Raw genomic sequence first — 20630 nt, forward strand, 5'->3', positions numbered from 1 at the left:
TTCACGGTCAGCGCGCCCAGCGCACCGTTGGTCGCATTGCCGCCCACCGTTCCGCCAAACGTCACCGCGCCGCTGCCCGCGCTCACCGTCAGGTTTTCGGCCGTCGTGCTCGCGTTGTCCACCGTGCTGCCGAAATCCACCGCACTGTTGGTGGTCGTCAGCGTCAGCCCGCCAGCCAGTTCGACGGCCCCGTTGTAGGTCTGTGCCCCGCTGGTGGTGATGTTGCCGTTGAGCGTGGCGATGCCGGTGTTGGTCGCCAGGCTCGCCGCCTTCACCGTGCCGAAGCTCGTCGCACCCGATCCGTTCACGGTCAGCGCGCCCAGCGCACCGTTGGTGGCACTCCCACCCACCGTTCCGCCGAACGTCACGGCGCCGCTGCCCGCGCTCACCGTCAGGTTTTCGGCCGTCGTGCTCGCATTGTTCACCGTGCTGCCGAAATCCACTGCACTGTTGGTAGTGGTCAGCGTCAGCCCGCCAGCCAGTTCGACGGCACCGTTGTAGGTCTGTGCCCCGCTGGTGGTGATGTTGCCGTTGAGCGTGGCGATGCCGGTGTTGGTCGCCAGGCTCGCCGCGTTCACCGTGCCGAAGCTCGTCGCGCCCGTCCCATTCACGGTCAGCGCGCCCAGCGCACCGTTGGTCGCATTGCCGCCCACCGTTCCGCCGAACGTCACGGCGCCGTTGCCCGCGCTCACCGTCAGGTTTTCGGCCGTCGTGCTCGCATTATCCACCGTGCTGGTGAAATCCACCGCGTGGTTGGTGGTGGTCAGCGTCACGCCGCCAGCCAGTTCCACGGCACCGTTGTAGGTCTGTGCCCCGCTGGTGGTGATGTCGCCATTGAGCGTGGCAGTGCCGTTGTTGGTCGCCAGGCTCGCCGCGTTCACCGCGTCAAAACTCGTCGCTCCCGTGCCGTTCACGATCAGCGCACCTAACGCACCGTTGGTCGCGCTGCCGCCCACCGCTCCGCCGAACGTCACGGCGCCGCTGCCCGCGCTCACCGTCAGGTTTTCGGCCGTCGTGCTCGCGTTGTCCACCGTGCTGGCAAAGTCCACCGCATTGTTGGTGGTCGTCAACGTCACGTTGCCGCCCAGGGTCACTGCGTCGTTGTAAGTCTGCGTACCTGTGGTGGTGACGTTGCCGTCGAGCGTGAGGCTGCCTCCTGTCGCAGACAAACTCGTCAACGCACCATGGGCGCCACCGCCCAACGCACCGCCAAACGTCACCGCACCCGTACCGGCATTCACTGTCAGCGCTTTGGCCGTCGCACTGGCGTTATCCACCGTGCTGCTGAAATCCACCGCACCGTTGCTTGCGCTGCTGTCCAGCGTCACGTTGCCACCCAGCAGCACCGCGCCGGTGTAGGTCTGGTTGCCTGTGGTGGTGATGTTGCCGTCGAGCGTGAGGCTGCCTCCGGTTGCGGACAGGCTAGCCAGCGCACCGTTGGTGCCACCACCCACCGCGCCGCCAAACGTCACCGCATGCGTACCGGCATTCACCCCCAGCGCCTCGGCTGTCGCGCTGGCGTTGTCCACCGTGCCACCAAACGTGACATTGGCCCCCGCCGCCACCGATCCGCCTGCCGTGGTGTCGATACTGATCGACGGCGCGTCCAGCGTGATTGCTCCGCCAAAATCGACCGCGCTTCCGCTGGTCGTGATGTTTCCGGTCAAAACCAACGGGTTGCTGCCGTAGTTGCTCAACGTCAGGGCGCCACTTCCGATAGTCACCGTCCCCAACGTCAGCGCGTTGCCTCCGTTGTTCAGCGTCACCGCATGTGCACCGCTGTTGCTCAGCCCCACCGCGCCGCCAAAGTCGTTGCCAGTGTTGCCAAGACTGATGGCCGCCGCTCCTGCATTGAGCGACGCCGCCCCCGACGTGATCGTGTTGCCGGCTGCGGTGAGCTCGGCGATCCCGGTGGCATTCACCGTCAGCGCGCCACTGCCCGTATTGATGCTACCGGTGCTGGTGCCGCTTCCGATGTTGAGCGCGCCACCGCCCGTGCCGGTTTCGATGTCGAGTGCTCCACCACTGGTGGTGATGGCAGCACTCTGCGTGTTGCCGATATTCACTACGCAATTGGTGCTCGACGCACACGACGCGTTGCTGACGTAGGACGTTCCGCCGGCCGAGCCGCCGTAGTTCGCCCACAGGTTCACATTGAGCTTGTCCGTGCCGTCGCTCGAAATGTTGGCGTTCAGGAAGATGCTGCCAGCGGCTTGCAGGGAGAGAGTTCCCCCGCCGGTGGCGACGATGGCGTTGTCGACGGTTATGTCGCCCTTGCTCGCGCTACCGCCGGCGCCGGTGAAGATCGAGACATTGCTGCCGCCGGTCAGCGCTGCGTCGATGACGCTGGGATCGATGCTCGAAACGCTTGAGCTGCTGGAAAAAACGCCGCCGGTGAGCGTCCCGGTACCGCCGGTGACGATGTCGACATCGTAAGGATCCATCAGCCACAGGCCCGCCTGACCATGCGCCGCCGAGGCATTGGCCTGGCCTTGCACATTCAGGCCGTAGTGCGAGGAGGTTTCGATCTGGCCGCCGTTGCCGCCATCCGCGCCGCCGCGCGCGCTGATGCTGCCGTAGAAATTGTTGACGTTGTTGCCCCATACCACCACCGAGCCGCCGTTGCCGGATTGCGTGGCATCGGCATCGAGTGTGGCACCCGGCGCGATATAGGCGGCCGACGCGGTCTGCAGGCCTTCGCCGCCCTGCCAGCCGCCGCCCACACGGATGCTGCCGCCACCCTGGGTGCCGGATGCGTCGATCTTGCCGCCCATGACGCCCACGTCCTGGTCGGAAAGCAACTGCACACTGCCACCATGCACGCCACTGGCGTCGATGTTGCCGCTGCTGATGACGTTGCCGCCCGTGCCGACCAGCCGCACCACGCCGCCTGCGGTGCTGATGCCGTGCGCATCGATCACACCGGTGTTGTTGACCAGGTTGGTGAACAGGTTCTTCGCAGCCGAGGCCTGCAGCACCACGGTGCCGCCGTCGGCCTGCACGGTGCCATTGTTCGTCACCGCGGCTTCGTCGGCGTTCAAGCGCTGTTGCAATGCGCCGGTGATCTGCACGCTGACCAGGCCGTCGCCGTCGAAGTCCAGCACGGCCTTGTCGGCACCGTCCAGGTTGATGTGGCCGTAATTGGCGACGATCAGCCCGTCGTTCTCCACCTGGCCGCCGATCAGGCTCACCGAACCGCCGCTGGCGGCCTGGATCGTGCCGTGGTTGACGACGCCGGCGCTGCCGCCATGGGCGTCGAGGTTGAAATGGCTGGCAAGGAAATCGGTGGGCGTGAGGTCCAGCGTGCTCGCCATCAGGCCGCCCACGTTCAGCTGCGCGCTGCTGCCGAAGATGATGCCGTGGGTGTTGATCAGGAACACCTGGCCGTTGGAATTGATGTGGCCGAAGATCTGGCTGGGGTTCTGGTCGAAGATGCGGTTGAGCGCTATCGCGCTGTGCGATGGCTGGTTGAACAGCACCGAGGCGTCCTGCCCCAGGTTGAAGCTCTGCCAGTTCAGGGCCAGCAACGCGGATTGCTGGTTGACCACGGTGTTGACGCCGCTCTGCGTGATCGAACCCACGCCTCCCACCACCACCCCGCCCACCGGCGTGGTGGTAGCCGCCACGCCGCCGGAGGCCGCCAGCGCACCGCCGCACAGCGACATCGAACCGAGGGCAAGCGCCATGCTCAGCGCCAGGCGTTGCTGGCGCAGCCGTGACAGGGCCGTCGCCGTGCGATGGTTGGACGTGCGCTGGGTCGCGAGGGGAGTCGTGTTCATGGTCGTTGTCCGTCAGAACGTGAGGCCGAACCGCGCATAGACGTGGTAACCGTGCTTGTCCGAGGCATCCTGGCTGCCCAGCGGCACCGCGCCGTCGAGATGGAACTCGAGGTGGTGCCAGAACGGCAGGCGGAAGATGAAGCCCGCGCCGGCGCCGCTGTAGGTCACCGGGGTGAGTCCGGTGGCGCGCTCCGCGGCGACCGGGTAGCCGCGCGCGTAGTCCAGGAAGGTTTCCATCTCCAGCAGCTCGCGCCATGGCCGGCCGTGGAACGGCGACACCGCGGAACTGAAGCCCGGCGCGTCCACGTGGTATTCCAGCGATGCGTAGTAGCCGCGCGCGCTGAGTGCGTCGGCGATCGGATAGGCGCGCACGCTGTCCGGACCGCCGATGGCAAACTGCTCCAACGGCACCAGCACGTCGTTGGTGTACTGGCCGTTGAACTTGAAGTACAGCCGCTGCGTCTTGGTGAGGAACTGCATGCGGGTGTATGCGATGCGTTCGGAATGGAAATTGCGCGAGTGATCCGGGCTGACCAGGTCCGGCACGGCCGAGTCGTCGTTGATCGACTTGCGCACCGATACCTGCAGCACATCCACGCCGTTGAAGCGCTTGTCGATGTGCTGCAGGCCAAAGCCCAGTTCGGCCAGCTCGAAGCGCTCGTCGGACAGTGCGAAGTTGAAGCCGCCCATCTCCAGCTTCGATTCCTCGCGGATCAGGTGCAGCGAGCCGATCATCTTCAGGTCGTCGGTGTTGACGAACTTCCAGTCCGCGCCACCGAAATACGAGGAACTCGGGCCCTTCACGTTGAGCTTGGCAAACGCGCCGGAGTTGATCTGCAACTCGCTGCGGGTGGCGCCGAATACTGCGCCCAGGCCCGGTTCCACCACCGTCGGGATGGTGTAGGTCAGCGAACCATAGACGTTCTGGCTGGGGTCCATCGCGTAGTCGACCTTGGCATCCAGGCTGTCGCCGATGCCCAGCGGACTGTTCCAGGTGATGCCCGCTTCCGCACGGTAGCGCCCCGTTTCCGCCGTGCCGTAATTGTTCATGCCCAACGTGATGGTGTACGGCCGCGGCGCCTCGCGCGCCACCATGATCAGGTCGGTGTCGCCGGTCTGCTCGCCGGGCTGGAAGGTGGAAGTCACCGATACGCCCGGCAAATCGCGGTCGTACAGCAACGCGGTAACCACCGCCTGGTTCTGCAGGGCCTGCCCGCGCAGCTTCTCCGCCGGCGCCGCGATCACCCCGGCGCGGTAACGCTTGTTGCCCTTGACGATGATGCGGCCGATCTTGCCTTCCAGCACCTGGATGTACACCACATGGTCGCCGCCCACCGTCTGCGCCGGCAGGAAAGCGGTAGCCAGGATGAACCCGGCATTGCGGTAGCGGTTGGTGATCGCATCGGCCACGCCCTGCAACTGGTCGAAACCGAGCTGAACCGGCTGCGCCCCGCCGCCGCCCAGCTTGTGGAACTGCGCATCGGCCAGCGCCTGGATGCTTGCCAGGGTGATGCCGGCATCCTTGTGGTCATCCACGCCTTCGACGCGGAAGCCGCTGACGGCGATCTGCTGGGTTTGCGCGTTGCCCACGTCGCGCTCCTTCAGCGGCGGCACCACGTTGTCGGGCGCTGCCGTCTGCGCGGCGGAGCTCGTCGCCGCTTGCGGTATGGCAGGGGTTGCCGGAGCTGCCGACGCGATGGCGGCCCCCGGCACATGCGCGGTGTAGGCAACTACCTGCCCAGGCAGGTAGGCGTGCGCGTCCGGGTAGCCGGCCTTGTGCAGCGCCTCGGTGATATGCGCGGCCAGTTCCTGCAGTTGCGTCGCGCCCAGCGAAGCGCCATGCCCTGCCGCCTGCTGGTATTCGCGATCGATGATCGCCTGCACGGCAGGCTGCGCATCACTTCCCGCAGGCACGCCGCTGACCAGGATCTGCGGTGGACTCCCGCCGGTCGCCTGCGCCCATGCCTCTCCGGTTCCCAAGACCAGCGCCAACGCTGTTGCCAGACAGACCCTGCGCACGGCAATCCCCTTGATGATCGATGACCCACAGGCATGGGCCCCATGTGCCCCTGCCATCCCCCGGCTCGGTCACGACGGCCGACGGCGCCCACCGGACAGCCGGTCGGCGCCCCGCTTGCGATACGTCAAACCAGACCTTCCCTGGTACCCAATGCGCAAAGTGGCGGGCTTTCCGGTCATTGCGGAAATGGCATGAAACATGCGGACCGGGGGCCGCGCCCCGGAAGAGCTGTGCAAAGCCATCGCGTGCAACGCACCTCCCCTGCGTGCCGCAACGCCCCTCTCAACCATTCGGACGCGTTCCGGCGCAAGCCCAGGTTCGACCTACGCGGCGTGCGCCTTGCCTGATCCGCGCCTCGGCATATTCCTCGCACTGCGCTGCAACGCCACAAGAGGATGCGCCAATCCGCTGCCTGCAGCTGATGTGATGCGTTTCAAGGGCTGCGGCCTGGCGGGGTAAATCAGCGCTCGTTTCCGGATTTGCCTGCATAAGGGCGGGCGAACATGACGCAGCTCAATCCGCCCGCATCAACCAGTAGAGCAGCAACGCGCACACCAGCAGCCCACAAGCGAAGGCCAGCAGTGGTTTCCATGCCACCACGCGGCGTTCGATGTGGTTGGCCGGCGCAGACCCGGCGGCGGTGGCAACCGCGGTATTGCGCACTCCCTGCTGAGTGATGCGGGTACGCAAGGTGTTGCGGGCGGTGATGCCATGGCTGTCGCACAGCGAGCCGAGCAACTGGCGCCGTCGCTTGCGGTATTCCTCGCGGGTGATGCGCCCGGTGTAGTGGGCTTCGTCGAGGATACGCAGCCCTTGATTGACGCGTTGCTCCCGATCGCTCATTTCAGCTCCCGCAACACCCGGAACCCGACGTCTTTCTGCGCACTGCCGCTGTCGCTGCGGTGGTTGTCCACCGTGCAGTCGGACCAATAGCTGTTGAAGCTGCCGCCGCGCGCCACCACCCCGCCGCCGCTGGTCGTCCACTCCCAGACGTTGCCGGACATGTTCACCAGACCCCACGGATTGGCTTCGCGGCCCAGTGCGGAGATCGGGCCGCTGCCGCTGTCGTCCCCACCACCCGGCGGAATGCAGTTGCTGTCCTGCGCCTGCTTCCAGCCGCTGCCCGCATGCGCCGCGTTCGTCCATTCGTCATCGCTGGGCAGGCGGTAGGTATAGCCGCTGGCGCTGCTCAACCACTGCAGGTAGCCCTTGGCCTGCGCGAGGCTGATGTTGCTGATCGGCAAGCTGGCGGCATCGTGGTCGCCCGGCGAGGTTTCGCTGCACGCATGGGTGGCGCGGCAATAGCGGTTGAACTCGCCGACGGTGACCTCGGTGCGCGACATCGCGTAAGGCTTGCCGCCGCCAATGCCCGGCACCACCACCAGGGCCGGACCGCGTCCATTGCTGCCCAATGCGTCCATGCAGGCACGGCCCTTTCCGACCAGTTCCGGACGCGCGCAAGGATCGTTGCCTGCCACGGCGTTGGCGGCTGGGTTCGCAGTGGGGGCTGTTGCGCCGGCGGTTTCCGTCGCGGGCTTGCTCGGATTACCCGGTGTGGGCTTGGCCGTGGCGGCTGGTGCCTGTCCCGGCGTTGCTGGCGCAGGCGTGGTCGGCACCGGAGCCGCGGCTGCAGGAGATGCAGGTGTCGCGCTGGGTTTGAGGCTGTCCAACAACGCCGCGAAACTGCCTTGCGGCAGATGCCCTTGTTGCTTGAGTGACGACTCCAGCGCGGCCAGGCCCTGTGCATCGGCCTTGCGGGCGGCAGCCAGCTGGTTGCGCAGGCGCTGGTAGTCGGCATCGGCCAAGGGTTGGCCGTTGGCCTTGAGCAAGGTCGCGGCCATTTCGTAGCGTGCCTGTGCGTCGCGCAGGTCGCTGCGGTTGCCCAGCGCCTGCTGGCCCTGTGTCAGCAGGTTGGCCGCGGCCGTGTACTTGCCGTGCTGGAACTGATCGTCGGCCTGGCCCAGGTAAGCCTGCGCCACCAGTTGCGGGCCTTCCTTGGCGAGGAAGGGATTGTCCGGCTGGAGGCTGCGGATGCGGGTCAGGGACTCCAGCGCCTTGGCGGTGTCGTCGGCAGCCGCCGCACGTCGCACGGACTCGATGCGCGAAGCCACTTCGGCGGTGGCGGCCTCCTGGTCGAGCTGGGCCTGCGCCTGCGCCTGCAGGGTTGCCAGCTTGTCGCGCTGGGCGAGCAGCGGTGCCGACTGCGGCGCGTATTGCAGGCCGAAGTTCACCAGCGCCAGGTCCTGCGGCAGGTGCGTGGTATCGGCTTGCTGGCCGGCGATCCCCGCGATGGCGCTGCCCAGTGCATCCACCAGCTTGCGCGTTTCCGGCGAAGAGTCGTTGCGCAACGGGACCATGGCGGCGGCCACCGATTGTTGCCATTGCACGCTGGTCGACGGCGCAGCCACCAGCGCGGCCAGCGCGCTGCGTGCTTGCGGAATACTCTGCACGGCCGCACCCGGTGCCGCCACGACTGGAGCGGTGGCGGCGGCCAGCGCGGCCAGTTGCGCCTCGCGCTGCTTCAGGCGTGCCGAGTCCGGGAACAGCCGGGTCGCCAACGCCAGCTGCTGGCGCGCCACGTCCGCATGGCTGGCGCTGAGCGACTGACCGATGGCGATGTCGTACTTGAGCTCGAGCTCGGCGTTGTGCAGCAGGGCGCTGCGCGGATCGATGGCACGGATACGATCCAGCGTGGCCACCGCATTGTCGGGCTGGCTTTCGAAGATCGCGCCGGCGGCGATGCGCTGCGACAGCTCGGTGTCCAGCGTGTTGAGCAGGTCGTTCTTCTGCTGGGCGACTTCGGTGCGCCGCGCGTCGAGCTTGGGCGAATACAGCTTGAGTTGATCGCGCAGGTCGAACACGTGCTGCGCACCCGGGAAGTTGTAACGCCCTTGCGCCGGATTCCAATAGGTATCGATGCGCGCGAGCAGGTAGTTCTGGATCGTGTCGCCCTGGTCCAGCACCAGCCGCTTGCGGTCGTCGTCGCCGAGGCTGCCCAGCGCCGCCATTGCTTCGTTCTCGTTCGCGTAGCGCTGCGAATCGGTGGGCGCGAAACGCGCGATCACGCGCGTGATGTGGTGCTGGTGCAGGTAGCTGATGGTGCCCCATGTGCCGCCCGCGATCGCGACGACGGCTGCCGCCCCGTAACCCAGCCACGGCACCACCCGCTCGCGCATACCGATGTCGCGCATGCCTTCGATCATCGCACCCGCAGTCTGCAGGCGGTCCTCGGTATGGAAGGCCACGGCGTCGCACAGCGTCTTGTATTGGCGCCTGGTCAGGCCTGGCACAGGCGGCGGCTTCCGGCCTTCCTTCAGCGCCACCTCGGCGCTCTGCTTGTCGAACGGATGCTTGCCGGTGAGCAGCTCGAACGTGACGCAGCCCAGCGCATAGATGTCGTCGGAGGGCGTGGGCTCCTTGCCCTGGATCATCTCCAGGCTGGCATAGGCAGGCGTGAGCGCACCCAGCGTGCCGGCGTCGAACACCGTTTCCTCGCCGGTGGCTTCGTTGAGGTGCTTGCCGGCGCGCGCGATGCCGAAGTCGAACACCTTGGGCACGCCGTTGCGCGTGACCATCACGTTGCCAGGCTTGAAATCGGAGTGCACGATGCCGGCCGCGTGCGCACGCTTCAGCGCCCAGCCCATGCCTTCGATCAGCGGTCGCGCCTGTGCCAGCGGCATGCCGTTGAAGGCGCGTTCGCGGATCAGCGTGCGCAGGTCGGTGCCGTCGATGTACTCCATCGTCATGTAGACGATGGTGCGGTCCTTGTCGAAGTCGTAGACGCGCACGATGTTGTCGTGCGCCAGCAATTGCGCGCGGCGCGATTCGCGCTGCAGCGCGATCAGCGAGTCGGGGTGGCGGCGGAACTCGTCGTTCAGCACTTTCACCGCGACGTAGGGATCGCGGTCGCGCGCCTCCACCTTGCGTTCGTCGCGGGCGAGGAAGACCACGCCCATGCCGCCGCGGCCGATCTCGCGCTCGAGCAGGAAGCGGCCCTTGAGCAGCATGCCCACGCTGGCGAACTCGGCGCTTTCGGCGCCGGCCACCTGTTCCCAGCTGGAGCGGTTGAAGCTGCTGCTGGACGCCGTGCCCTGCGTGCCGGTGACGGCGGTGAGGGGGGGCGCATCCGGCGCGGGATGCTGCGAGGCAGGCGCGACCATGGTGGCGTCGGAATCGCCCGTGGGAGCCGGCGGTCGCGAGGCAGGCTGCACCATGGTCATGTCTGCGTCCCCCGACGGCGCCGCCGGGGAGTTCGACACGCTCACCCGGGTCGCGTCCGCGTCGGCCGGCGCGGGTGCCGGCGCAGGCGCCGATGCGGAGGGATGCAGGCTGCGCAGCTTGGCGGCAAGTGCGCGGGACAGCGAAGGCTCGAGGCGACCGTCGGCCGTCATCGCCTCCAGCAGCGCATGCTCGCCGCGTACGACGTCGTCCGGAAGTTCGCCGCGCGCGGCAAGGGCCTCGAACAGCCCCGGCAGCGTGATCCGCTTGGCCTCGTAGTCGGCAATCAGGTCGGCAATGGAAGTCATGGGATGTCTGGTCAGTCCTGGAGACGCACGATCACGGCGGAAATGTTGTCGCGCGCGGCTCGCTGCAGCGACAGGTCGAACAGGCGCGCCAACAACGCCCCCGGCTCGGGGTGGCGGACGCATTCGATGTCGAGCTCGTCGTCGCCAAGCTCTTTGTTGATGCCGTCGGAGCAGAGCAGGAACTGCGTGCCGGGGCGGTTGCTCGCCACCACCCAATCCATGTACAGGCGATCCTCGGCCCCCACCGCGCGGCTGAGCACACCGGCGCCGGCCTGCGGCGACGACGCGCCGCCACCGAACTGGGTGACGTCGTCCTTGGCGCCGTGCACATGGTCGCGAGTGATCTGGCGCAACGCGCCGCCTTCGTTGCAGTAGGCGCGGCTGTCGCCAACCCAGCCGCAGAGCATGAAGTCTTTGTCGTGCACCAGCACCACCACGGTGGAGCCGATGATGTCGCTGCCGCGTTCCAGCGCGGTGGCGACCAGGTCGGAGTTGGCCTGCTGCAGGCTGTCCTCGATGGACTCGATGAAGTCGAACACGCTGCCCGTACGCGGCAAGGCGCCGAGCCGCTCGACAATCATCTGGCTGGCGTAGTCGCCGGCGGCATGGCCGCCCAGGCCATCGGCGACCGCCCACAGGCCGACGTCGTCGCGCACCAGGATCGAATCCTCGTTGTGCTTGCGCACCTTGCCGGTTTCGGTGCGACCGACGGACTGGTAATGCAGGGTCATGGCTGCACCTCGATCACGGCCAACGGCCACCTGGCCGCGTGGGAATCCAGGCCCGCGGCGGCGGCGATGCGCGCGCACGCGGCGTCCGGCGACGGCAGGGCCAATGCCTCGGACAGCACGTGCGCAGGCAGTTCCGCGAGCAGCCGGGTGGCCAGCAGCAGCAGGCGGTCGCCGGTGTCGATCTCACAGACGACCTCGTCGCAGATCGGTTGCGAGGACGCCCCCAGTCCGGGCGCCACCGGCGAGGTACGGCTGAACAGCAAGTCGTCCAGCTCGCCGCCAAGCTCGGCATCGCCGGCCGGGCGCTCGCCGCCGGCGAACAACGGATGCAACTGCCCTGCGCGCCAATGCCATGCGCTGGCGGTGCCGATGCGCAGCAGGTCCGCCCAGCGTCCGGTGACCCGCACGGCGATCACCGCGCCATCCTCCTGCACGGGCGTGGCATGCTCCACGGCCATCTGGCGCAGGCGCGTGTGCAGCACCAGCAAGCGCGTGCGCAAGGCCTGCATGCCGGCCACGAAATCGCTGGGCACGAAGCGGCCGATCAATTCGCTGACCGCAGCGGCGGCCTGCCGCCGCGGATCGGGGGCGCCGTCGTCGGCAACCACCAGGGTCAGGGCGCAGTCGTAGCGCTGCAGTACCCGCGCGCCGCCGACGCACGCGGCGCGCTGGGTGATTTCCGCACCGTCGGGCTCGCTGGAGCTTTGCGCGATGTCGTCGAGACGCGGCACCAGGTCGGCGAACAGTTCGGAAAGATCATCGGGCAGACGCACCGGCGCCACCGCGTGGGTTGCCGACGCGCGCGAATCCGCAGCGGCGCTCGCCGCCTGGCGGGGCGCATCGGCATGCGCCGCATCAAGCATGCCGGCATAGGAAGCGGGATCGGGCAGGCCGCGGGTCACCAGCACGCTGGCCGGCATGCGCTGTGCGCCCAATGTCCACCAGAGTGCATAGCCAGACGGCAGCTGTGCCGACAATGCGCACAGCCAATCGCTGTCGACCAGCAGCGGCAGCGGCAGGCGCCAATGGCTCGCGCCGTGCCAGTCCAGCGCCGGCACGGCGGCATGTTCGACGGCGGACGGCACAAGCGGATCCGGCAACGCGGCGATACGCGCATCGAATGTCTCGACAGATTCGCCACTTGCCTGTGATTCGTGGTGCGTGCGCTCGACGGCAGCGAACCAGGCGTCGTTGCGCAATGCCGTGGCGATGGCCGCGGCATCCGCCAGTGGCGCGACGATGGCCATTGGGAAGCAGCGCCCCACCCTGTCCGTCGCGGTGCCGACCACACCGGCCCAGGCCTGTTCGCCGCAGATGCCCGGTGTCAGGACGAAGCGCCATGCCGCAGCATCGCGCCAGGCTTGCGCCCAGTCATCCCCCAACCGCGCGCGACTGGCGCTTACGGCCTGTTCGAAATGGCGATCCCACACGTCCACGAAAGACGCGGGCAGCCGCCGCTGCACGAAATCCCCGGTACCGGGAAGCTTGCCGAAGAATCCTGCCCCCGAGAGCCTGTTCATGATCCCCAGATACCCCGCGTTGCCATCGAGTGGCTGTCAGGTGGTAGGGCGTGGCGCAGCGCCTGCCTGGCTGGCAGGCCAAGCCGCGCGCTGCCGCATGGCGGCCACTCGGTGGCAACCCGAAGGGCCGAGGCTGTTTGCGCGCATGCCGGCGTCATCACTCGGTCGTGGACGGACGTCCACTCCTTCGTTCTTCCTTGGCCTGCGCGCAAACAGCTCCCGGCGCGGGGCATCTGGGGACCATGAACAGGCTCTGACGGATTCGGCATGCGCCTACCCCCCGCACCGGAAACGCTGCACTTCGGTGTTGAGGAAGGGGTTCTTGAGGTTGCCGGCCTGGATCACCAGCTTCGCCACATGGCCGCCGAAGTTGAAGCTGGCGAGGAAGCGCAGGTCCGACTGCTTCTGCAGATTCGCCGCCTGCAACGCGCGGAAGAACGCCCAATCGCCCTGATAGTCGAAGGTGCTGAGCAGGGTGCCCGAGGCATCCCATGCGGACACCGTGACGTGGCCCGGCTGCGGTCCCGGCCATTTCATCGCCATGCTGCTGGCGGCGCCGGGCTGGTATGTGAACTTCTGGCCGTCCACGTCGAACTCCAGCTTGGCGATGCCGGTGTCGAGCTGCGGCGCGGTCACGGTGAAATCCACCTCCGGCACGTTGCCGGCGCGGAAATACATCTGACGGATGTCGTCGGCCATCTGCGCCTGCGCCAGCAAGCCGGGCGGGCCGGCCACCGCGCCGGGGCCGGTCTTCCACTGCCAGTTGCTGCCGCTGGCATCGACCAGCTTGGCCAGGGTCTGCTTGTTGAACGTGTCGAAGCTGCCGCCGTTGCCGAACAGCTCGCCGAAGTTCTGCAGCGGGATCTCCGTGCGGCTGTCCAGCGAGAACGGATAGCGGCCGCGCACGAAACTCGCGCAATCCTTGCCCACCGCCTGCTGGAACTGGTCGCCCAGTGCGCCCTTGGTGCCGCTGGCCACCAGCGATTCGCTCTTGCCGGTGAGCGAGGCCACCCAGCCGGACACCGGCGCCGGCAATTGCGCAGCCTGCTGCTGCGCCAACAGCAGTTGCGGATTGGGCTGGCCGGCGGCGTTGCTGAAATCGGTCATGGTCAGCAGGGTCTTGCCCAGCTGGTCGAGCGCAGCCAGCGTCTGGTCGATCGGCGCAGTACCGGGCGCACCCGCGCTGAGCTGGTCGAGCGTGGCGAAGTGCGCGGTGATCGCCGCGCCCGGCTGCGCCACCGGCGCCGCCGCCGCGCCACCGCCCGAAGAAGCCAGCGCACGGGCCAGCGCGTTCTGGGTGAGCTTCTGCTCCGCCTTCTTCTCAGCTGCCTGCTGCGCGCCAGCCAGAGCCTTGTCCTCCGCATCCTGCGGCGGCGCCTTCAACATGTCGCTGGTGTTGTCGCGCACCACGTTCAGCAGTGCCTTCAGCGGCGAGCTGGGGCCGGACAGCTTGGCGGCGATCGCGCTGGCGTCCTGGATGCTGGCGACCGGTTGCAGCTCGAGGTCGGCGAGCAATGCGTCCCAGGCCTTGATGTAGTCCTGCTCGTACAGCGCGATCACCTGCTGCGTGAAGCGCGCCTTCTGCAGCGAGTCGATCTTGGTGGCGCCGAACACCCAGTCGTCCTTGGCGAACTGGTCCACCGCCTGTGCCACGCCCTTGCTCGCCTCGTACTGGAACATCGGCTGCGTGTACAGCGCCGGGATCGGCTCGGACAGCGCCGCACCGCTCTTGCGCAGGAACACGCTGCCGAGCAAGCCCAGCGACTTGTCCAGTTGCAGCGGTGGATAGTCCGTGTTGCCGGCGCTCAGCTTGAGGTTGCCGTAGATGAGAGTGGGCAGGTCGGCGGTGCGCAGGGTGTTTTGCGCCTGCTCCACCAGGGTGGGATCCAGCTCCAGCGCACGCAGCCGCCCCGGTTCGTCCACAAGGGCATGGAAATGCTTCGCCAGCGCCTGCTGCAGCACCGGATCGCCCGGGAACACCTTGCGCCACTCGATGTCGGTGAGCGCCACCAGCTCGTCGGCGTTCTGGTGCGCGGGCTCACCCAGCATCAGGTAACCCTTGAGGTAGTAGTACAACGCCTGCGGGTCGCCGGCATTCCCGGTGAGCCCGCTGCGGAACTGCGCGGCCACGCCCGGCAGCAGCAGGCCGTTGAGTTCCCGCAGATAGGCGTCATGCACCTCGTCGCCCACCTCGTTGCCCTGGTAGAGGCCGAAGCGCATGCCCATCGGCACGTCGCCCTTGTATTTGTTTGCTGCATCCTGCACGGCGGACAGGCCTTCCAGCCGCGCGAGCACGCGTGCGAAATATTCTTTCTGCGTGGTCGCCGCATCCACGTCGCTTTGCGCCGGATAGGCCTGCAGCGCCGTCTGCACCTGTGCGAGGTAATCGCGGTTGTGGCCGAAGCTGGTGAAGAAACCCACCACCAGCAGTGCCGTCAGCAGCAGCACACCCACATAGGAAGCCACCTGCAACAGTACCTTCTGCCGTTCCAGCGCCGGGTTGGTGCCGGCAAAACCGGACTCGCCGAACAGCACATCCTTCAGCAGACGCTCGACGAAGAAGGTGCGCCGCTGTGCGCCCGGCACGTGGAGTTGCGCAGCATCCACCCCGAAGGTACGTGCCACCGCACCCATCATGCGGTCGATGGGTGTGCCCTCTTGCGTGCCGGAAGTAAGGTAGACGCCACGCAGCAGCGGCGGCGCGGCATAGGTATGTCCGGTGAAGACGCCTTCCACGAAGCGCTTCGCAATGTCGCGCAGCGCGGACAACTGTTGCGGGAACGAGAGGATGGCTGCGCGCCGGTTGCGATCGCGTTCGGCATGCAGGCGGTCGAGGATGCGCGTGTCTAGCTGGCGCAGCAGCAGGTCGAACTCGTCGCTGAAGCGCTTGGCAGCGCTGCCGTCCATGGTGGCTTCGATGGGGAAGGAGAAGCCCCAGACCTGGCTGCGCAGTTCCGGGTTGAGATCGTCGAAGAACTCGCCGAAGCCCGCGACCAGGTCGCACTTGGTGAAGCTCAGGTACACCGGCACGCCGATGCGCAGATGCGTGCCCAGTTCTTCCAGGCGGCGGCGGATCGCCTGGATGTGTCCGGCCAGCCCCGCCTCGTCCAGCGTGAGCAGGTCGGACATGCTCATCGCGATCACCACGCCGTTGATCGGCCGGCGCTTGCGGTACTTGCGCAGCAGCTTGAGGAATTCCGCCCAGGCCGAGGCGTCGGCGTCGCGGTCGGAATCCTGCATGGTGTAGCGGCCGGCCGTGTCGAGGAACACCGCTTCGTCGGTGAACCACCAGTCGCAGTTGCGTGTGCCACCCACGCCGCGCAGCGCTTCCTTGCCGAAACGTTCGGACAACGGGAAATTGAGTCCGGAATTCTGCAGCAGGGTGCTCTTGCCCGAACCCGGCGGCCCGATCACCACGTACCACGGCAAGGCATAGAGATTGCTGCCGCGCCGCGTCTTGCGCAGGGTGTCCACCGCTTCCTGGAAACGCGCCTGCAACTGGTTGCGCTCGGCGGCGCTGCGGTCGTCGGCCTGCGCACCCTGCCCGGCCAGCTCGCCTGACATCTGCTGGGCCTTGCCGCGCGCGCGCCATGCGCGAATCTGCAGGATCGCCAGCCACACCACCACGATCAACACGATCAACAGCAGGCGCGCGGCCACGCCGGCCAGCGGTTGCGAGGAACCGATGCCCAGGTACGGACCGCCCACCCAGATCAGCACGGCCAGCAACAGGATGCCGACGAGAGTGATGAACCAGCCGCTTTTCAACACGCTAAGGAACTTGGCCACGGACTCAACCCTCGGGGATGTACATCAGTTCCACGCGCCGGTTGCGCGCGCGGTTGGCCGGCAGGTTTGGCGGCAGCGCGATCGGCTTGGAGTCGCCCGCACCGCTGGCTTCGAGCCGCCCGGAGTTGTCCAGGCCATCGCTCAGCACCTTGAGCACCGCGTTTGCGCGCGCCGCGGAGAGCGCGAAGTTGTCCTTGAATTTCAGCGAGCGGATCGGCTGGTCATCGGTGTGCCCCACCACGATCACCCGCCCCGGCACCTGGTTCAGCGCGGCAGTGATCTTGTGCAGCAGCGGCAGCGCCGCATCGGCGACGTCCACGCCGCCGGAGGTGAACATGCCGGTGGCGGAAAGGCGCACCAGCTCATGGCCGTTGCCCTGCTCGATGATGGCGAGCTGACCAGCCTGCTCCTCCGACGCCAGCAACTGCTTCAGCGTGGGATGCACCGGCGGCGGATTGGTCTTGTTCAATTGCACCATGGCTGGCGGCGTGGCGCTTTCCAGGCCGATCTGCGCCAGTTGCGCGCTGACCGGCGAGGACAAGGTATTCAAGCGCGAATGGAAATACAGGAAGGCGCCAAGCAGCACGCAAGCCGCTGCGGCCACGATCACCCACAACGGCACATAGCGGATCAGCGGGTTGCGCTTGTCCTGGATGCCGCGCCAGTGCGGCGCCAGCTCCTGCGCGGCCGGCGCGCGCTGTTCGCGGATGCGCCGGTACAGGTCTTCCTGGATGTCGGCCAGCTTGGCGCGGCCGCCCGATTCGATCAGGTAGCGCCCGCCGAAGCCCAGCGCAAGGCAGATGTACATCAGCTCGATCAGGTCGAGGTGGCGCGAGAAATCTCCGCACAGTCGCTCGAGGATCTGGAAGAACTTCGCACCGCCGTAGGATTCGCCGTGGAAGGTCACCAGCAGGGTCTGTTGCGACCAGCCGCTCTGCTCGCCCCAGGGCGCGTTGAGCACCGCCTCGTCCAGCATGGCGCACAGCACGTAGCGCGCGGCCAGCGCGGTCTGCTGCGGGATGTTCGCCTGCTGCGTATGCGCTTCGAACTTGCGCACCTGCGCCATCGTCTGCTCGCGCAGATGCACCGAGTCAGGCGGCGTGGCGCTGTGGCGCAACTGCACCGAGAGCAGCAACAGGGGACTGGCCGCCTGCACCAGCGGGTTCATGCCGCCGCCGAGGAAAGCGCTGATCTCGGCGGGTGTGGCTTGCGCCGCGCGCGATGCAGGCGCAGGTGCCGGAGCCGACGCGTAAGCGGGTGCCGCCGGTGGCGCAGCGTACGGTACCGGCGCAGGCGTTGCCGCGGGCGCCGCGCCGCGCGGACGCACCACGGTGGCGTCGCGCATCGCGTCGTCGTCGAATGGGCCTTTCGGAGTATTCATCTCTGGGCCTGCTTATGGTCTTCAAGCACCCCGCGCCGGGAACCGTTTGCGCGCAGTCCTAGGAAGAACGAAGGAGTGGACATCCGTCCACGACTGAGTGATGACGCAGGAATGCAGGCAAGCAGACCCGGACCTGCGGACGCGGTGTGTTTCGAGACCATGAGCACGCTCAACCTCCCCTGATCGCCCAGAGCTGCAGGTCCAGCCCCGCGAAGCCGCTGCCGAAATGGAACGCGATGCCGCCGGATGTCTTCAGCTCGCGCCACATCGCCGCGTGGCGGTCGAATTCGAAATACAGGTAGCCGGCGTTGTACGGGATCTGGCGCGGCGCCACCGGCATCGGCGAGACCGGAATGCCCGGCAATTGCAGGTTCACCAGATCGCGGATCTTTTCCACTGGGCCGATCTTCGATTGCGCGGGTAGCTGCCGGCGCAGTTCCTCCGACTTCACGTCGGCCTTTGCCGCCAGCACGAAGGCGGCGTTGTCCAGCAGGGTGAGGTCGGGCACCACCGCCACCCACACGCCGAACTTGCGCTCCTGCAGCGGGATCGGCATGGCGGTCTGCTCCATCACCGCGCTGAGGCTGGCGCGCAGTGCGGCGATCAGCGGCTCGAAACTCTCGCGCAACGCTTCGTGGCGATACGGCGGCAACGCGCCAGGGCGCTTCCCTGGTGCGGTGAACGTGGCCAGTTCGCCGGCCATCGTCACCAGCGTGCGGTAAAGCTCTTCGGGATGCAGCAGCGGCGCTTCGGCCAGGTGCGCAATCAACGGCTGGCAGCGGTTCACCACCTGCAGCAGCAGAAAGTCGGCGATCTCCGCCGCGCCGCCGCGATCGGTCAGCGCGACGCGGCTGGCCAGCGCCTCGCCACGCTGGTGCAGCAGGCCGAGCAGTTCGGTGAGGAAGGTCACCAGCCGCGGCACCGCCTGTGTGGAAAGGCCGGTGGGCATGAAGGCGTCGTCCAGCATCACGCGGCGGTCGGTGCGGCATTCCACGATGCGCGCCAGCGGCATGCGGGTGAGTCCCTCCATAGGTTGCGACTGCGGCAGCAGGCGGCCGCTCATGCCGCCCACTTCCAGCGGCGTGGTGCCATCGGTGCTGCCGGAGGCGTCGCGTACCTCGGCCTCGCGCACGCGGAAGCGGAAGAGCTTCTCCGCCGGCGCTTCCGGCCGCCCGCTGTCGGGCTGGGTGGGCGAGCGCAACGGCAGGGTGAGGTATACGGTCTGGTCGCGCCAGTTCGCGTCCACGTCCAGCGGCGGCGGCAGCGGGTCGTCGCCGGGCATCGCGAACGGCGTGCCGTCGGGGAACACGCCGCGCGCCTGCTTGATGCCGAGCTTGCCGATGGCCAGCAGGTCGAATTCCAGTTCCAGCTCGTGGAAACCCCAGGCATGCGGGCGCAAGTTGCCGGCGCGCAACTCCACGAAGCGCTCCAGGTAGCGCTCCTGCTGCTGCAGGTGCTGCGGCCGCAGGAAAAGGCCTTCGCTCCATACCACCTTGTTGTTCTGCGTCATGCGTTCGCTCGCTTCTCGTGGTTCTCGCCGGCCCGCGGATTACGGGCGTCGCCCCTGCCCTGTCCGCAGCGCCGATTTCAACCGCGCCAGCTGTTCCTCGTAGGCGCGTGCGAATTCGTCGCCGAACAACCGGCGAAAGCATTCGTCAGGGTTGCCCATCAGTTCCTCGAAATGTTCCCGATAACGGTCCCAGTAGCGGCCCTTGCCGCCGAAGGCCGCGCGCTTGGCGCCGCCGTCGGCTTCGTGCTCGAAGCGATCCGGGTTGAAGTGCACCAGCAGCGATTCGAACGCCGCGCGTACGCCGGCCAGCATCGCCATCTGGTGGCAGCGGATGTCTTCGAACGCGTCCTGGAACGCGGCGCCGCCTGAAAGGAAGGCCGGTCCGGTGGGTGCGAGGATGCGCTGTACCGCCTCGTCCGGCGTGGGCGCGAATTTCAGCGGGTTGTTTTCCGAACGCTGGATGATGGTCACCGGCAAGCGGAAGGTGTTCTTGATCTCGGCGCGCGCGCGCAGCACGTCCATCACGCCGTCGGCGACGATGTGCAGGATCTGCTCCAGCTCGGGCGGCAGCCCGGTGGCCGCCATGGGCACGGCAGCAGGTGCGGCGAACGACGCTGCCGGCGGTGCTGCCGGCGTTGGCGCGACAGGCGTCGGGATCGGCGGTGCGACAGGCGCCGCCGGCTCCGACATGGGCTCGAAGTCGCCCATGATCGCGTCCCAGTCTTCCGGCAGCATCTGCGCCTGGCGCTGCACGTCGGTGATCGGCGGCCGGAAGTGGTCGGCCATGCCCGCGGTGTGATTCCAGCTGGGCACGGGTTCGGGCTGCGGCGGCGCAGGTTCCGCGACCGGTGACGCATACGGCGCGTCGAGGAAGCTCAACGGGTCGAGGTCGCCGCTGATCGCGCCGGCAGCATTGGGTATCAGGCTGGGGCCTGCAGCGGCCACCGGCGCACTGGCGGGCGCGAGCAGATCGGACAAACCGAAATCCAGCAGCGGATCGCCGGACATGGGCGCAGCCACCGGCGCGGCAGCCGGCTCCGGCGCAGGCGCAGCGGGTGCCTGCATCTGCACCGAAATCTCGAAGGTGTCGATCTGCAGGCGGTCGCCTTCCTTCAGCGCGGCCGGTTCGCCCTTGGGCAGCGGCGCACCGTTGAGCAACATGCCGTTGGTGCTGCGGTCCTCGATGAAGTAGACGCCGTTCAAGCAACGCACCATCGCGTGGATGCGTGACACGCCGGGCGCGCCAAGCACCCAGTCGCAATCCTCGGAACGGCCGACGCTGCCGCCGCTGCCCTGGAAGGATTTCTGGCTGCGGCTGCCGAACTGAGCGGCGTGCTTGCCGAGTACCGTCAAGGTCAATGTCTGCATCGACAA

At 67.5% G+C, this 20630-nt stretch carries 10 protein-coding genes; all 10 read right to left on the reverse strand.

Annotation, left to right across the window (positions count from 1 at the left end; all coding sequences use genetic code 11):
- Window positions 1–3779, reverse strand: a 3779-nt coding sequence (locus IHE49_RS06560; protein ID WP_192156110.1) for a filamentous hemagglutinin N-terminal domain-containing protein, incomplete at its 3' end; no start/stop codon positions are given.
- Between the two features lie 12 nt (window positions 3780–3791).
- A complete protein-coding gene (locus IHE49_RS06565) occupies window positions 3792–5798 on the reverse strand; it encodes a ShlB/FhaC/HecB family hemolysin secretion/activation protein (protein WP_343227550.1) in 2007 nt (668 codons plus the stop codon).
- Window positions 5799–6312: 514 nt separating this feature from the next.
- Window positions 6313–6642 carry a hypothetical protein gene (locus IHE49_RS06570; protein ID WP_192156114.1) on the reverse strand — a complete coding sequence of 110 codons (330 nt, stop codon included), beginning with the start codon at window positions 6640–6642 and terminating at the stop codon, window positions 6313–6315.
- Window positions 6639–10325 carry a bifunctional serine/threonine-protein kinase/formylglycine-generating enzyme family protein gene (locus IHE49_RS06575; protein ID WP_192156116.1) on the reverse strand — a complete coding sequence of 1229 codons (3687 nt, stop codon included), beginning with the start codon at window positions 10323–10325 and terminating at the stop codon, window positions 6639–6641. Before IHE49_RS06575 ends, IHE49_RS06570 begins: the two co-directional genes overlap by 4 nt.
- 11 nt (window positions 10326–10336) lie before the next feature.
- Window positions 10337–11056: a PP2C family serine/threonine-protein phosphatase gene (locus IHE49_RS06580; protein ID WP_192156117.1), complete on the reverse strand. Its 720-nt coding sequence runs from the start codon at window positions 11054–11056 to the stop codon at window positions 10337–10339.
- A complete protein-coding gene (gene tagF / locus IHE49_RS06585; RefSeq protein ID WP_192156120.1) occupies window positions 11053–12576 on the reverse strand; it encodes a type VI secretion system-associated protein TagF in 1524 nt (507 codons plus the stop codon). Before tagF ends, IHE49_RS06580 begins: the two co-directional genes overlap by 4 nt.
- Window positions 12577–12849: 273 nt before the next feature.
- Complete coding sequence (gene tssM, locus IHE49_RS06590; protein WP_192156125.1) at window positions 12850–16365, reverse strand: type VI secretion system membrane subunit TssM; 3516 nt, start codon at window positions 16363–16365, stop codon at window positions 12850–12852.
- A 4-nt stretch (window positions 16366–16369) separates the two neighbouring features.
- Window positions 16370–17746 carry a type IVB secretion system protein IcmH/DotU gene (icmH, locus tag IHE49_RS06595; RefSeq protein WP_192156127.1) on the reverse strand — a complete coding sequence of 459 codons (1377 nt, stop codon included), beginning with the start codon at window positions 17744–17746 and terminating at the stop codon, window positions 16370–16372.
- A gap of 169 nt (window positions 17747–17915) precedes the next feature.
- Complete coding sequence (tssK, locus tag IHE49_RS06600; protein ID WP_192156131.1) at window positions 17916–19256, reverse strand: type VI secretion system baseplate subunit TssK; 1341 nt, start codon at window positions 19254–19256, stop codon at window positions 17916–17918.
- Window positions 19257–19295: 39 nt separating this feature from the next.
- Window positions 19296–20630, reverse strand: a complete 1335-nt coding sequence (tagH, locus tag IHE49_RS06605; RefSeq protein WP_192156133.1) for a type VI secretion system-associated FHA domain protein TagH — start codon at window positions 20628–20630, stop codon at window positions 19296–19298.

The organism is Rhodanobacter sp. 7MK24 (genome assembly GCF_014842995.1).
Lineage (GTDB): Bacteria > Pseudomonadota > Gammaproteobacteria > Xanthomonadales > Rhodanobacteraceae > Rhodanobacter_A.